11 protein-coding genes are annotated in these 14,419 nt (G+C 64.5%); 1 reads left to right on the forward strand and 10 read right to left on the reverse strand.

What is annotated here, in order from left to right:
- Positions 1-64: 64 nt before the first annotated feature.
- The 10 genes from RT456_RS15280 to RT456_RS15325 form a co-directional block, all read right to left on the reverse strand.
- On the reverse strand, positions 65-2,581 hold the full coding sequence (locus tag RT456_RS15280; RefSeq protein ID WP_313347892.1) for a glycosyltransferase family 1 protein: 2,517 nt from the start codon (positions 2,579-2,581) through the stop codon (positions 65-67).
- The gene (locus tag RT456_RS15285) at positions 2,581-4,719 is read right to left on the reverse strand and encodes a methyltransferase domain-containing protein (RefSeq protein WP_313347893.1); all 2,139 of its coding nucleotides are present in this window, start codon (positions 4,717-4,719) and stop codon (positions 2,581-2,583) included. The genes RT456_RS15280 and RT456_RS15285 overlap by 1 nt, the downstream gene beginning before the upstream one ends.
- Before the next feature lie 47 nt (positions 4,720-4,766).
- Positions 4,767-6,056 carry an ABC transporter ATP-binding protein gene (locus RT456_RS15290; RefSeq protein WP_313347902.1) on the reverse strand — a complete coding sequence of 430 codons (1,290 nt, stop codon included), beginning with the start codon at positions 6,054-6,056 and terminating at the stop codon, positions 4,767-4,769.
- The gene (locus RT456_RS15295; protein ID WP_259261752.1) at positions 6,053-6,847 is read right to left on the reverse strand and encodes an ABC transporter permease; all 795 of its coding nucleotides are present in this window, start codon (positions 6,845-6,847) and stop codon (positions 6,053-6,055) included. The genes RT456_RS15290 and RT456_RS15295 overlap by 4 nt, the downstream gene beginning before the upstream one ends.
- Positions 6,840-8,249, reverse strand: a complete 1,410-nt coding sequence (locus tag RT456_RS15300) for a glycosyltransferase family 4 protein (protein ID WP_313347894.1) — start codon at positions 8,247-8,249, stop codon at positions 6,840-6,842. The genes RT456_RS15295 and RT456_RS15300 overlap by 8 nt, the downstream gene beginning before the upstream one ends.
- A 15-nt stretch (positions 8,250-8,264) precedes the next feature.
- Positions 8,265-9,446, reverse strand: a complete 1,182-nt coding sequence (locus tag RT456_RS15305) for a cystathionine gamma-synthase (protein ID WP_313347895.1) — start codon at positions 9,444-9,446, stop codon at positions 8,265-8,267.
- Between the two features lie 130 nt (positions 9,447-9,576).
- Positions 9,577-10,947 (reverse strand): pyridoxal-phosphate dependent enzyme, encoded by a 1,371-nt coding sequence (locus RT456_RS15310; protein WP_313347896.1) that lies wholly within the window; start codon positions 10,945-10,947, stop codon positions 9,577-9,579.
- Positions 10,948-11,185: 238 nt separating this feature from the next.
- Positions 11,186-11,404, reverse strand: coding sequence for a YdcH family protein (locus tag RT456_RS15315; protein WP_282245428.1), 219 nt, complete (start codon positions 11,402-11,404; stop codon positions 11,186-11,188).
- 444 nt (positions 11,405-11,848) lie between these two features.
- On the reverse strand, positions 11,849-12,745 hold the full coding sequence (locus tag RT456_RS15320; protein WP_313347897.1) for a hypothetical protein: 897 nt from the start codon (positions 12,743-12,745) through the stop codon (positions 11,849-11,851).
- Positions 12,742-13,128: a DUF4398 domain-containing protein gene (locus RT456_RS15325; RefSeq protein WP_313347898.1), complete on the reverse strand. Its 387-nt coding sequence runs from the start codon at positions 13,126-13,128 to the stop codon at positions 12,742-12,744. The genes RT456_RS15320 and RT456_RS15325 overlap by 4 nt, the downstream gene beginning before the upstream one ends.
- 98 nt (positions 13,129-13,226) lie before the next feature.
- On the opposite strand from RT456_RS15325, the gene RT456_RS15330 reads away from it, so the two are divergent.
- Complete coding sequence (locus tag RT456_RS15330; RefSeq protein ID WP_313347899.1) at positions 13,227-14,357, forward strand: PilT/PilU family type 4a pilus ATPase; 1,131 nt, start codon at positions 13,227-13,229, stop codon at positions 14,355-14,357.
- Positions 14,358-14,419: the final 62 nt, after the last annotated feature.

Raw genomic sequence — 14,419 nt, forward strand, 5'->3', positions numbered from 1 at the left:
CGGATTCCGCCAGATGGCGCGGGTCCGGGGGGACCGGCGCGTCGTATCAGCTACGAATCATAGCTCAGGATGGTGTCCGGGCAGGCAGGTCGCCCCCGCCCTCGCCGCGCAGTAGCGCCTGCTGCAGTTGGACCGCGCTCTGGGTCCATGTCAGCCAGCCAAGCCCGTCAGACCTTGGGTGAGCCTGCTGTGCATGCAGGGTCAGCCAGTCCTTGACTGCGTTCACAATAGGCACCGCGCCCGCACCGTGGAAGTAATGCGCCCCCGTGCCCGCCACTTCCCTGAACACGGGAATGTCACGCGCGATGATGGGCAGGCCGCGCTGGGCCGCCTCGATCAGCGGCAGACCGAAGCCTTCACCCTCGGACGCCGCCATCAGGCAGCTTGATTTCTCATACACCAGGTCGAGGTACTCGTCGCTGGCGCCTTCGAACCAGAACAGGTGCTTCCCAAGCTCCTCGTGCCCGGCCAGCTTCCTGCACAGCGCGTCGACCAGCCACCCCTTGCGACCGATGATCACCAGGTTGATCTGGTAGCCGTCGGCCCACAGCGCCTCGAAAGCGGCCAGTACCGCCTCGTGCCCCTTGCGCGGCTCGATGGTCCCCACCATCAGGAAACTCGGCACCGCCGACAGAAGCGCCAAAACCTGCTCGGCATCTTCGGGCAGGCCCCTGGAAGGCATGCTGCCGTCCAAGTCCGCACCGAGGTGGAACCAGTCGATCGTGGCCGCACTGTCTATCCGGTTCTCATCCATCCAGGCGCTGACATCATCGGCCACCGCCCGGGAAATGCAGATGAGCTGGTCGGCGCAGGCAAGAATATTGCGCAGCCAGGCCTCATGGTGTTGTCCGCCCCCACCTGGCCACCACTCGGGGTGCCTGACGGGAAGAATGTCATACACGACGAAGCTGACCTTGACGCCGTTGCGCCGCAATGCCGCGAACCACGCGCTCCCCGCCTGCACGGCGGACCCCACCAGGTCCAGACCAAGGAACACGTCACCGGGATGGGCGACAACAGGAACGTCCGGATGGGATTCCACGCCCAGCAATGTGGCGGCATACCGGTTTGCGCAGACATACGTCCCCACACTCCGGTCCATCCGCACGAGCTGCAGGGCGTACCCGGCGGGCGGCACGCGCCCCCACTCGGCCAGCACCGCGCGCGTCACACGCTGGATGCCGGATCGTAGATCCTTGTCGGCCAGCTCGGTCACATCCACCAGCAACTGCGGGGTCGCAGCACAGCTTCGGTCCAGCGCGTCGGCGGCCGCCAGCATCTCGCTGGACTGTTGGCCCCTGAGAGCGCCAAGCCTGGCGATCGCGTCGTCGATGGCCGCCGCGACCGAGGTGCGCTCGATGCCGAGTGCTGCAACGCGCTCGCAGGCGTCCAGAAAGTGTCCGGCGACCCTGTCCCACGAAAACACCTTCGCGCGCTCCAGCGAGTACGCCCGCAGGCGGCTGACTTCTTCCGGGTTTGCCAGGAAATGCGCCATGCGTTCGCGAATGGACTCCGCGTCGTTCGGGTCGAACAGGGCCGTCTTCTCGGTCGCGATTTCCCGAATACTGGACGCATCCGATGCGATGACCGCTGCGCCGCAGGCCATGGCCTCAAGCACGGGCAGACCGAATCCTTCGTGCCAGGACGGGAAAACGAACAGGCTGCATTCGTTGTACAAGGCAATCAACTGTTCGTCAGAGATGTATCCGGTAAAGACGAGATCGCGCTCACCCAGCCCCTTCTCGTGCGCCAGGGACTGCAACTCGGCAACTTGCGGGCCCGGCATGTGTCCCGCCAGGACCAGCTGCACATGTGCACGGGTGTGGACGTCCAAGCCGGCATACGCCTCGATCAGCCGGCCCAGGTTCTTGCGCCGATCCGCACCACCGGTATACAGCAAGAATCCGCCGCGCAGTCCCAACGCCGCGCGTGTAGCGCCGCGCAGCGGGTCGGCTTGCTTCAGCGGCCGGAACGCACGATCACATGCTGCGGAGATGTTGAATATCCGATCAGCAGGGAAGCCGGCTACGTCGTGCCCTTCCGCCGCCGAACTCTGGGAAATGGCCACGAGGCCATCGGCACGTCCCAGGTTGCCGAGCTTTCCGAGGTAGAAGCTCTTGTAGGTCGGATCCGGATCGAGATACAGCTTCGCATTCATCAGCGGGATCAGATCGTAAAGCGTCACGATCGTAGGCACGCGGCAGTGTTGGCTGACGCTGCAGACGGCATTGTCGGCAAATCCCTCGAAGAGACTGGAGACGTGCACGACATCCGGGTTCACCGAAGCGATCGCAGCTTCCCGGATGATCTCTGCCTGGCTTCTGCGCCGGTCGTTGCCCGCGTCGCGCTCGAATACCGGAAGCGGAACATGCAGCACATGAATCTTGTGTCTCGGCACGAGGCCCGTGAATGCCTCCCGAATCTGATCGATGGTCTCCGGGAAGGCGCCATTCAACAGGAGATGCAGATCATGCCCCCGCTTCGCCCGCGCTGCAGCGATCGCGAGCGACAAGGAGTATCGCCCGATGCCGCGGCGCCGGCTTTCGCCTTGCGCACCCTGCAGGTCCAAAAGAATTCGCATCAACGGGTCTCCTTGCGATTGCCGTTTGCAATACCTTGGTAAAACGCCTTGCCACGGATGGACAGGCGGTCCAGGCCGTCGCGCTCGGTCAGGCCGGTAAATGAGCTTACGCCACCGACGATCCCTTCCTGCTCGATTGGAGCGGGAACGTCGGCGATGATTCGATTGTTCACGGCCACCGAGATCAGCTTGGCGTGCAGCGGCGGGAACAACTGGGCCAGCGAATTGAGCCGCCGCGCCAGCACCGGATAACGCACCACGCGTCGCATGCCGGCCAGGACGATCCGCCGGGTGAAGGCGGTCGGCTGCCGAACCAGGAGCTTGAGGCCCCGCAGCGGGGCGGTCAACTTCCAGGACCAGCTGCCGCGAACGAGATGCAACAGGTGATTCAGTTCGTCTGCACGCGCCTGCCACTCCTGCACGGACTTTCCGAGCGCGGCATTGTCCTCACCAACCCTGCGCGCCTCCGCCTCCTGGACCGCCAACTGGGCCAGCAAGCCTTCCATTCGATGCTGCAGGGCACCGTGGCTGACCGTCGTGGACATCGTGCGGTCATTCAAGGTGGCGATCTCGTCGTCCCGTTGCGCAGCAAGCAGGTGCCAACGATGGGCATCCTCACGGGAGCGTGTCAGCTCCGCGCGGGCCTCGTCCAGCGAGCGTGCAAGGTTCTCGCGGGCAACCCTGCCCTCATGCATCTCAGCCGCAAGCGTGCCTTCAAGGCTCAACATCCCTCGTTCGGCGGCGGCGATCGCCGCGACGTATCCGGGGAACTCCATCGACTCACCGGCCCATGCTTTGATGCCGTCCGACAGTTCGCGGAAGCTCCAGGCGCCACGCGGCTTGGCAAGTGCGTTGGCGAACGCAGTCTGGTAGCGCATGGGCAGCATGCTGACATCCAGCAGGCCACGCCGCACCGGCAGCACCGGACCCACGTGCCCCATGAAGATTTCGCGCACGGTGATCAGCAGCGACACCAGCAGATCGACCGGCCACACGCAGTCGCTGCGGGTCTTCGAGATCGCGCCGAAATCGATGAGGTGTGGCTCCGAATCGCTATCGATCATCAGATTCCAGCAGCGCACGTCATTGTGATAAAGGCCACGCTCCTCCAGCAGCACCAGCTGGCGGATCAGCCCATCCACCACGCGCTCGGCCGCATAGGGCACATGCTCGTCCATCAGCTTCAGCAGCAGCCGGCCCGGCAACATCTCTCTGGCAAGCCAGCAGTCCTGGCGATCCACCACCGCTTCAATCAATGCAGGGGTACGCATCTGCGGCGGCGGTGCGCCGAGGAAGCCCGCTTCGTTCTCGTACTCCTCCCGATTGAACTCACGTCGGGCCGGATTCGCCAATGAGTACTGCTTGAGCAGCACATGCTTGCTGAAGAAATAGCGTCGCGATTGCTGGTGACTGCTCATGTCCATCGAATGCGACTGGAAGCGCCACGAATCGAATGCACGGAAATCATCCCCGACATACCAGTACTTCTGGCTGGCGAAATACAGGGGGCGCTCAACGCCGGAGAGGTGCGTCGGCTGCCAGGACATGACCCGCTGGAAGGCGTAGGGTGCGAGCAGCTCACTGGCGTGCTTCGGCTGGGACGGCCCCCAATACAGCGGCTCTTCGCGCACCGCGACCTCGTAGATGCCGCAGCCGATCTTGTCCGCGATCCCGGCGAGGATCTCCACGACGGGGGGAAGACCGTGCTCGTGCACCAGATGATGGAACACACTGAGACCAAGGACCAGGTCATAGGTGTCGGCCTGCAATGCGGCAGCGACGTCCTCGATGCGGGCGCACTGGAAGGTCGCCTTGCCCAGGCCGGCTTCCGCGGCCAGCGCAGCGCAGACATCGACGTTTCGATCGAGGAAATCCGCACCATGAACGGAATGACCCGCTGCTGCCAGGTTCAGCGAGAAGAAGCCCTGGGCACAGCCGAGGTCGAGCACGCGCAGCGGCCGCCCCAACGCGCCCTGCAATCGCTGGGCCGCTGCAAGAATGAGCGCCAATCGATCTTCGCACCCGCGGGAACTTCCATCCGAAAGCTCCGGGTGACCGAAGATGGGCTGGTACTTCTCCGGCAACGCGGCTACCAGCGCTTCGATCGAGCCGTCGGCACGGGTGGGGGCATCATTCATAAGCATAATCATCCAATTCTCGGTACCACATACGTTTCTGCGCCTGGTCAGGCCGCCTGCACGCTGAAGTCAGCGTGGAGGTCCACAATTCCCCAGAACTGCATCGGCCGGCTCACATCGAGCAGGATGGAGTCGTACCGGCGATCCAGCGGTACCAATTCGGAAAGGGGATCTCCCGACGAGATGCCCAGCGACACCATGTAGTGCCCTTCATTGACGTTCATCGGCACCTGGAAGCTGCAGACCACGATGTCGCCCGCCTTCGCGGAGATCGCTGCAGCCCCGTTGCTGGCCAGGAACGAGTTGGTGCCGTACAGGAACAGGCCTTCCAGGGTTTTGATCAGAATCCCGGGCACTGCATTCTCGACATCCTGCTCGAACAGCACCTTCATCACGAACTCGGTGCGTGCGCCGCTGTCGATGCGCGCCGGGTGTTCCTCGCCTCCGCTCACGATGGCGTAGTCGATGATCCTCGCTCCGCCCTGGCCCCATCGATGTTCGGCCTTGTTGTAGCCCCGCCGGGTGTGGAACAGATCCTCGCTCCCGCCGTCCAGCACCACGCTCGCCGGTGCGACGCTGCCAGCCAACGCGGTCGCTTTCGCAGGCTTGCGGCCAAACAATTCGTCGAGATACAGGTTGGACACTTCGCGGGACGGTCCATCGGCGTGAACACCGCCGTCCTTGATGAAGATCACGCGATCGCAATGCTTGACGATATCGGCGACGGAGTGGCTCACCAGGATGAGCGTGGTGCCCAGCTCCTTGAACTCCTGCACGCGCTTGAAACACTTCGCCTGGAAATAGGCATCGCCGACCGAGAGCGCCTCATCGACGATGAGAATGTCCGGGCGGAATGCCGTCGCGACAGCGAACGCAACGCGCACCTGCATGCCGCTGGAGTAGGTGCGGACAGGCTCATCAAAATACTCGCCCACCTCGGCGAACGCTTCAATGAAGGTGATCATTGCTTCGATCTGGTGCTGCGTGTACCCCATCAGACCCGCGGCGTGGAAGGCATTCTGGCGGCCGGTGAGGTCCGGATTGAAGCCCATGCCCAACTCGAGGATGGCGGCGATGCGTCCACCGCGCACGATGCTGCCTTCGGTGGGCTGGGTGGTGCCGGTGATGAGCTTCAGCAGGGTGCTTTTGCCTGCACCATTGCGGCCCACCACACCCACGGCCTCGCCCGGCGAGATGGTCAGGGACACATCGCGGAGGATCCAGTGTTCTTCCTTGGGGCGCACCGGCAGGCCGAACCAGCTGGCTGCACGCAGCCATTCGCTGCCCCAATGCCGGTAGGCCTTGCCTACACCGGTGAGCTTCAGCAGACCACTCATAGCGCGTCCACCATTTCCGGACTGGCCTTGCGGAACACCACCAGCGACGCAAGCAGCAGGATCAACGTCACCACCGCCATCGGCAACAGATCCATCCACACGGGCGGCTGGTTGTACAGGAGCACCTGCTGATAACTGGTCACCAGCGGGTACAACGGGTTGAGCTTGAATGCCTCGCGAGCCGCTTCCGGCAGGATGCTCACGTTGTAGACGATCGGCGTCAGCCAGAACAACGCCTGCAGGACAACCGGAACCACCTGGCTGATGTCCCGCATGAATACATTGAATACGCCGAGCAGGAGACCGATCGACATCGCGAAACCGAGCGTCAGCAGGATCAGCGCAGGCAGCCACAGCACCTGTACACCGGGATAGTGCCCCATCACCGCGAACACGGCAAAGATCGCCGCAAGCAGCAGCAGGTTGTTTGCCAGCATGGTCCCGGCGGCAATGAACGGAAGGCAGATCCGCGGGAACGCCATCTTCTTCATCAGGTTTCCGCTATCCACGAACAGATTGACGCACTTGGATACCGTCTCGGAGAACATGCTCCAGCAGAGCGTTCCCGCCATCAGATACAGGGCGTATCCATACTTGTTCTCGACGCCGGGCATTTTTGCCGACAACACCTCGGAGAGGATGGTGGCGAAGATGAGCACCTGCATCAGCGGGTGAATGATCATCCACAGCGCACCCAGCTTGCTTCGAATGAAGCGCATCCTCAGATCGTTCTTGATCGAGGAGAGAATGAAGTAGCGGTATGCCCAAAGGGACCGCAGCATGTCAATCACGGCTTGTTTCGCCCTCTTCCAGTGGTTCTTTCATGCATTGCTGCGTGGACATCCGCCCAGCCTCGATTTCACCTGTACGGATGATGATCTGTCGCGCGGCATGCCTGCCGGACAAAACCTCGTCGACATGCTGCCTGCCCCGCTCGCCCAGGCCAGGTGCCAGCCCGGGTTCATCAACCAGCCGCCGCATCCAGGCGGAGGCCTGTTCAATATCTGGATCAGCCCATCGCAGGCCTTCGCCCCCGGGGTATTCGCCGGCGCGAACCGGAACAAGGGTGTAATCGACCAGCGCCGCGCACCCTGCGTCCATGAACTCCATGTTGCCTGACCAGGCCGTGGCGATGACCGGCTTTCCCATCGCCATGCATTCGGCCATTCCCAGCCCGAAACCCTCTGCCCGATGCAGCGATACATAGGCGTTCGAACACCGTTGCAAAGCGGCGAGATGCTCTCGTTCGATGACGTCGTCCCGAATCAGAATTCGATCGTCGCCCGCAGCAAGGGCCAGCAGGTGCTTGAGCCAATGCGGGAATCGATGCCCATTGCTGCTCTTGACCACCAGGCGCACGTCACGGCGCGTCGATGGGAAGGCCGCCAGAAACGCACGGATGGCCGCCTCCGGATTCTTGCGCTCCATCCTGGAGCTGAAGTCGAAGGTCGTCAGGAATACAAAGACATCGTCCGGCAGGCCAAAATCGGCACGCTGCAATCCACTGTCCGCAGGCACCGTAACGGGCATCGGTACCCGCAGCACCGGCTTGTCGGTCACCCGCGCAACAGCCTGCTCGACGAACGCGCTCGCGACCAGGACTTCGTCCACCAGGCCCAGTGATGGCAGCCAGGCGTCCGGAATCCGCTCCAGTTCCCAGAACCAGCACGCGATGAGGTGCCGCCCCTTGAGATGCGCTTCGCCGATCTTCGCCAACGCCTGCGGAAGGTAATCTGGATTGACGAATATGATGCTGACCCGGTGCGGCATCGTGTCATCGATATGGGCATCGAGCGCGCTCTTCGCACGCGCGTTGGGGAGGCCCAGATTGATATCGTGCAGCGCAACCGGCACCCCCTGCTCCATGAGTGCGCGCGCATAGCTGCGCGCCGCTTCCGCCAGGCCGAACTGGCCGTTGACGTAACCGATGATGTTGACTCCGGATCGCACCGGCTCCACGCCCGGCGCGCGAACGAGCGGCGCGTCCGGATGCGCCTGCCGGTTCCATTCCCGCCAGGCGGCGGTACGTGCAAAACCGGTACGCGCACGCAGGCGATGAGTGAGGAGCTGCAAAGCGCCCTCACGCAGCGGGCGTGGAATGAGGTGATAGGCGCTGCGCAGCCAACCTTGACTGCGCAACCACGCCAGCAGGCGCACTTGGGCAGACGGTCGGGTGGGCTCGATTGCGTTCATCGGGATCGGCTGCGATCAGCCCAACGCCCGTTCCAGATCCACCTGCAGATCCCCCAGGTCCTCCACCCCCACGCTCAACCGCACCAGTGCATCGCTGATGCCCAGCTGATCGCGGCGTTCGACAGGAATGGACGCATGGGTCATCACCGCCGGATGGTTGACCAGACTTTCCACGCCACCCAGCGACTCGGCCAGGGTGAACAGCTCGGTCTTCTCGCAGAAACGCTTGGCCGCCTCGAACCCGCCCTTGAGCACGATCGAGACGATGCCGCCGTAGCCGTTCATCTGGCGCGTGGCCAGCTCGTGCTGCGGGTGCGAGGCCAGGCCCGGATAGATCACCTTTTCCACGGCCGGGTGCTTTTCCAGCCACTGGGCCAGGGCCAGTGCGTTGGCGCAATGTGCCTTCATGCGCAGCGGCAGGGTCTTCAGGCCGCGCAGGGCCAGGAAGCTGTCGAACGGCCCCTGTACAGCGCCGATGGAGTTCTGCAGGAACGCCATCTGCTCGGCGAGCTCGGCGTTGTCGCCGACCACCACCATGCCGCCGACCATGTCCGAGTGACCATTGAGGTACTTGGTGGCCGAGTGCAGGACCAGGTCGGCCCCCAGCTCCAGCGGCCGCTGCAGCATCGGCGAGGCGAAGGTGTTGTCCACCACCACCAGCAGGCCGTGGCGCTTGGCGATGGCGGCGACCGCGGCAATATCCACGATCTTCAGCATCGGGTTGGTCGGGGTTTCGATCCAGACCATCTTCGTCTGCGGGGTGATCGACGCCTCGAGGGCGGCCAGGTCGGTCAGGTCGACGAAGCTGAACTGCAGGCCGGCGGTGCGCTTACGCACGCGCTCGAACAGGCGGAAGGTGCCTCCATAGATGTCGTCCATCGCCACCACGTGGCTGCCGGCGTCCAGCAGCTCCATCACCGTGGAGGTGGCGGCCATGCCCGAGGCGAACGCGTAGCCGCGGCCGCCGCCTTCCAACGAGGCCACGCAACGCTCGTAGGCGAAGCGGGTCGGGTTGTGGGTGCGCGAGTACTCGAAACCCTGGTGTTCGCCGGGGCTGGACTGGGCGTAAGTGGACGTCGCGTAGATCGGCGGCATCACCGCGCCGGTGCTCGGGTCCGGCGATTGCCCGCCATGGATGGCCAGCGTGGCCAGGGCGAGTGCACGGTCGTTGTGCCCGGAGGAAGCGTGGTCGGACATAGTGTTTCCCAGCAATTGGAAGCCCCTATTGGGGCTCCCGCAAAAGGAGCGGAATTCTATCAGCGCTGGCTTAATCGCCCGTTGACGCCGATAAACGCAGGTTCAGAGCCGAACGCCGGCCATCGGGTCGTTATTGCACCCGGCGGCGCAGATAATTGAGCAGATCGATCCGGGTAATCAGGCCCAGGAAGCTGGTCCCGTCCATGATGATGGCAACCTGGCCGCGGTCGAACACCGGCAGCAGGGCCTCGATCGGCGACTTCACGTCCAGCCGGTCCAGCTTGCTGACCATGGCGGTGGCGACGGTGTCGCGGAAGCGGGTTTCGTCGCCGTAGACATGCAGCAGCACGTCGCTTTCGTCCACGATGCCGACCAGCTGGTCGCCGTCCATCACCGGCAGCTGGGACACGTCGTACAGCTTCATGCGCTGGTAAGCGGTGGTGAGCAGGTCGTTCGGGCCGATCACGACGGTGTCGCGCTGGCCATACGGGCGCAGGATCAGGTCGCGCAGGTCGCCGGTCTGGGGGCGCTCCAGGAAGCCGTTGTCCAGCATCCAATAATCGTTGTACATCTTGGACAGGTACTTGTTGCCGGTGTCGCAGACCAGCACCAGCACCTTCTTGGGGGTGGTCTGTTCCTTGCAGTACTTCAGCGCCGCCGCCAGCAGGGTGCCGGTCGAGGAACCGCCGAGGATGCCTTCCTTGCCCAGCAGCTCGCGCGCGGTGTGGAAGCTTTCGGCGTCGGTGATCGCGTAGGCCTTGGTGACCCGGCTGAAGTCGGCGATCGACGGCAGGAAGTCCTCGCCGATCCCTTCCACCAGCCAGCTGCCCGACTTGTCGTTGAGCACGCCGTCATTGATGTACTCGGCCAGGATCGAACCGACCGGGTCGGCCAGCACCAGCTCGGTCTTCGGCGACAACGTGGCGAAGGCGCGCGACAGGCCGGTCATGGTGCCGGAGCTGCCGCAGCCGAACACGATGGCGTCCAGGTCGCCGCCCATCTGTTCCAGAATCTCCGGGCCGGTGCCGAACTCGTGCGCGGCCGGGTTGTCCGGGTTGCCGAACTGGTTGATGAAGTACGCGCCCGGGGTTTCCTCGGCCACGCGCTGGGCCATGTCCTGGTAGTACTCCGGGTGGCCCTTGGCGACGTCCGACCGGGTCAGGCGCACTTCGGCGCCCATCGCCTTGAGGTTGAAGATCTTCTCGCGGCTCATTTTGTCGGGCACGACCAGGATCAGCTTGTAGCCCTTCTGCTGGGCCACCAGCGCCAGGCCCAGGCCGGTATTGCCGGCGGTGCCTTCGACCAGGGTCGCACCCGGCTTCAGTTCGCCACGCTTTTCGGCGGCCTCGATCATGGACAGGCCGATGCGGTCCTTGATGGATCCCCCGGGATTGGCGCTTTCGAGCTTCAGGTACAGCTCGCAGACACCGGTATCCAGGCGCTGGGCCTTGACGATCGGGGTCTTGCCAATGAGGTCGAGTACGGAGGAGTGGATTGCCATCGGATCACATCGATTCGCGCCGCAACGCGGCCGGACTCCCGATTATCCGACATAACGGCGTTACTGACACGCCGCGCTTGTCTGCCCGGCCGCCTCCAGGGCGAGGCCCTGAAAGAGCGACGCGGACGGCGCCCGTCGACGAGGAGACGGACGCCGCCCGCGGCGTTTGGGGCAGGTACCGCCCGCAGGGCGGCCCGTGAACGGTAGGTGCCGACCGTGGGCCGGCACGCAGGGGGCTTTAATTCAGGGGGGAGGAGTAAAGCCGTTCCAGCTTCTGCTTCGCATACAGCTTCTCACGCTTCATCTGGCCCAGGGTGACACCGTCGATCGGAAGTACGCCCAGCTCGGCATCCATACATTTCTTGTTCAACTTCTGGTGCCGTTCGTACAGGGCCTTGAATTCCGGGTCACGCTGGCGGCGTGCGTCGATTTCGCTCTGGGGCTGACCTTCAAACATGATGAACCTCCTATCGCTTTACGGCAGAAACAAGAACGCCCCGGCCGACACGGCACGGGGCGTTGCTTTGGGAGGAGTGCCGGCATCAACCGTGACCGCACCCGAATCCACACGCACAGCCGGGACTACCCGGACTGCTGACGGCGTTGGTTCGCGCCCTTGGTTCATCGGCCCGGCCCTCCAATCATCCGGGCTGCAGAAGGCAACCCGGACAATCGACCCTACGCCTGCCAAACGACCGGTTCAAGGGTTTCGTTTGAAATCGACCCAATGGCGCAGCAGACGTTCAGGCTGAACACGCACAACAACGAAAAAGTAACGAAAACAACGTGTTGGCGATATGCGCCGGCCATCGAGGCGGTCACGACCAACGGTCGTGACCTACCGGAACGATGGCGGGCAGGTCATGACCGGTGGTCATGACGCGCGGGTCATGAACATCGTTTACGGGGCGATGATGACCTCGGCCGAGCGGGCCTTGGTGGACGCGGCCTTCTTGCCGCTGGCCTGCAACCGGCTGGCACTGACCCCGGCGCCCACCAGCGCGTCGCGCAGGGCGTCGGCACGCTGCTGCCCCACCCCGGCGGCGGCATCGTAGGCCTCGATCCGGACGCGGCCCTTCTTGCCGATGTTCAGGTATTCGGCCAGCGCCTTGGCCTGGCCCTTGGCCCCGGCCGACAGTGCCCCCTTGCCGCTGGCGAAGGCGTCGCCCGCGAAGGTGAATACCTCACCGCGGCTGTCGACCTTCGACCCGGGAAGCGTGTTGCCCGAGACCAGTTCGGCCTCTTCCCGGGCCAGCTTGGCCGCGTTCTGCTGGGCGGCGCTGAGGCGGGCGGTCTGCTTGCCGGCCACGCTGGTGAGCGCGGTTTCGGCGTCCTGGCGGGCCAGCGCCTCCTGTTCGGCGGACAGGCGCAGGCGCTCGGCTTCCTCGGCCTGGATCTGGGCCTGCACGCGCAGGCGCTCGTTCTCCTGGCGGGCGCGCTGGGCGTCACGACGGCTGGCTTCGATCAGCAGGTCGCTGCGGGTGCGCTCCAGCGTGGCCACCTCACGCTTGGCCAGGCCGGCGCGCACGCTGGTCTCGGCGATCTCGACCCGGCGGTCGGCCAGGTAACGGGCCTGGTCCAGGTCGCGGCGCTTGGCCTTGGCCAGCTCGGCCACGGCCTGCTGGGCCTGCAGGCGCTCGAAGGCGGCCAGTTCGGCGGTGTCCGGGTTGGCCTGGATCGCCATCAGGCGCTGGGTGAGCTGGGCCACGGCCGGGTCTTCGGCGGCGCTGGCCAGCAACGGCAGGGACAGCGCGGTGGCGAGCAGCAGCGGCGACAGGCGCAGGGCAACGGCCTTCATCGGCGGTCCTCCCCGGCGGCCAGCTGGCGTTCGAGCTGGGTCACCTCGTTGCGGCGCAGCTGCAGCTGGGCGTTGGCGGTGGCCTCCTCGCTGCGGGCCCGGGCCAGGTCGGCGTCGGCGGTGGCGCGCACGGCCAGGACGGGCGCGTTCTTGCGCTCGCGGCGGTCCCCCGCGGCGCGCTGGGCCTGCTCCAGGCCCTGACGGGCCACGGCGATCAGGTCCGGGGCGTACTGGTCGGCGTCGGCCTGGGTGGCCTTGTCGACCGCCTGCCGGGCCTGCATCAGTTCCAGGGCGCCATCCTGCGCCTGGACGGCACCAGAGAGCGCGAATGCGCACGCCATCACATACAGAGTGCGTCGTAATTGTGCGAAGCTAGGATTCATTGGGGGTGCCGTTCGCCAGAAGAAGGTGCGCGGCCATTGTCGGAAGCCTGCGGCGTGCTTGCAATGGCACGCGGCTGATTGTTGGGGAAACATTTCGCATGGATATCGGCTATTTCCTGAAGCTGATGACCGAAAAGAACGCTTCGGACATGTTCTTGACCACCGGAGCCCCGGTGTACATCAAGATCGAAGGCAAGCTGTACCCGTTGGGGAACACCGGGTTGCCGCCGGGCATGGTCAAGAAAATCGCCTATTCGCTGATGGACGAGGGCCAGGTGCCCCAGTTCGAGCGCGATCTTGAGCTCAACATGGCCATCGCCCTGGCCGAGGCGGGGCGTTTCCGCGTCAACGTGTTCAAGCAGCGCGGCGAAGTGGGCATGGTGATCCGTGCCATCCGCAGCAAGATTCCCAGCATCGAAGAGCTCAACCTGCCCCAGGTCCTGAAGGACGTCATCATGACGCCGCGCGGGCTGGTGCTGGTGGTCGGCTCGACCGGCTCGGGCAAATCGACCTCGCTGGCCTCGATGATCGACCACCGCAACAGCACCACGACCGGGCACATCCTCACCATCGAGGACCCGATCGAGTACCTGCACAAGCACAAGATGTCGATCGTGAACCAGCGCGAGGTCGGCCTCGATACCCATGCCTTCCACAACGCGCTGAAGAACGCGATGCGTGAAGCGCCCGACGTGATCCTGATCGGCGAAATCCTGGATGCAGAGACGATGGAGGCGGCCATCGCCTTCGCTGAAACCGGTCACCTGTGCCTGGCCACGCTGCACTCCAACAACGCCGACCAGACCATCGAGCGCATCCTCAATTTCTTCCCCGAGAGCGCGCATCGCAACGTGCTGATGAACCTCTCGTTGAACCTGCGCGCGGTGGTGTCCCAGCGCCTGGTCAAGGGCCAGGACGGGCGCCGGCTGCCGGCCACCGAGGTGTTGATCAACACCCCGATGATCCGCGACCTGCTGCGCCGCGGCCAGGTGCACGAGATCAAGGCGGCGATGGAAGCCTCGCTGGAAGAAGGCATGGAGAGCTTCGACCAATGCCTGTTCCGGATGGCCAAGTCCGGCATCATCGAACAGGAAGAGGCGCTGCGTGCGGCCGATTCGCGTGACGGCCTGGCGCTGAAGTTCCGCCTCTCCGAGGGCGGCAGCGGCGAGCACGATCCGTACGCGGATTATTCGGCGGCGAGCCCGGCAGCGATCACGCACGGGTTCTGATGGCCGTCCGCCCGCGGTAATGCCGGCCGCTGGCCGGCTCCACGGAAACCTGGCCATGCCCG

Origin of the sequence: Stenotrophomonas sp. (assembly GCF_032099025.1) — a bacterium.
Lineage (GTDB): Bacteria > Pseudomonadota > Gammaproteobacteria > Xanthomonadales > Xanthomonadaceae > Stenotrophomonas.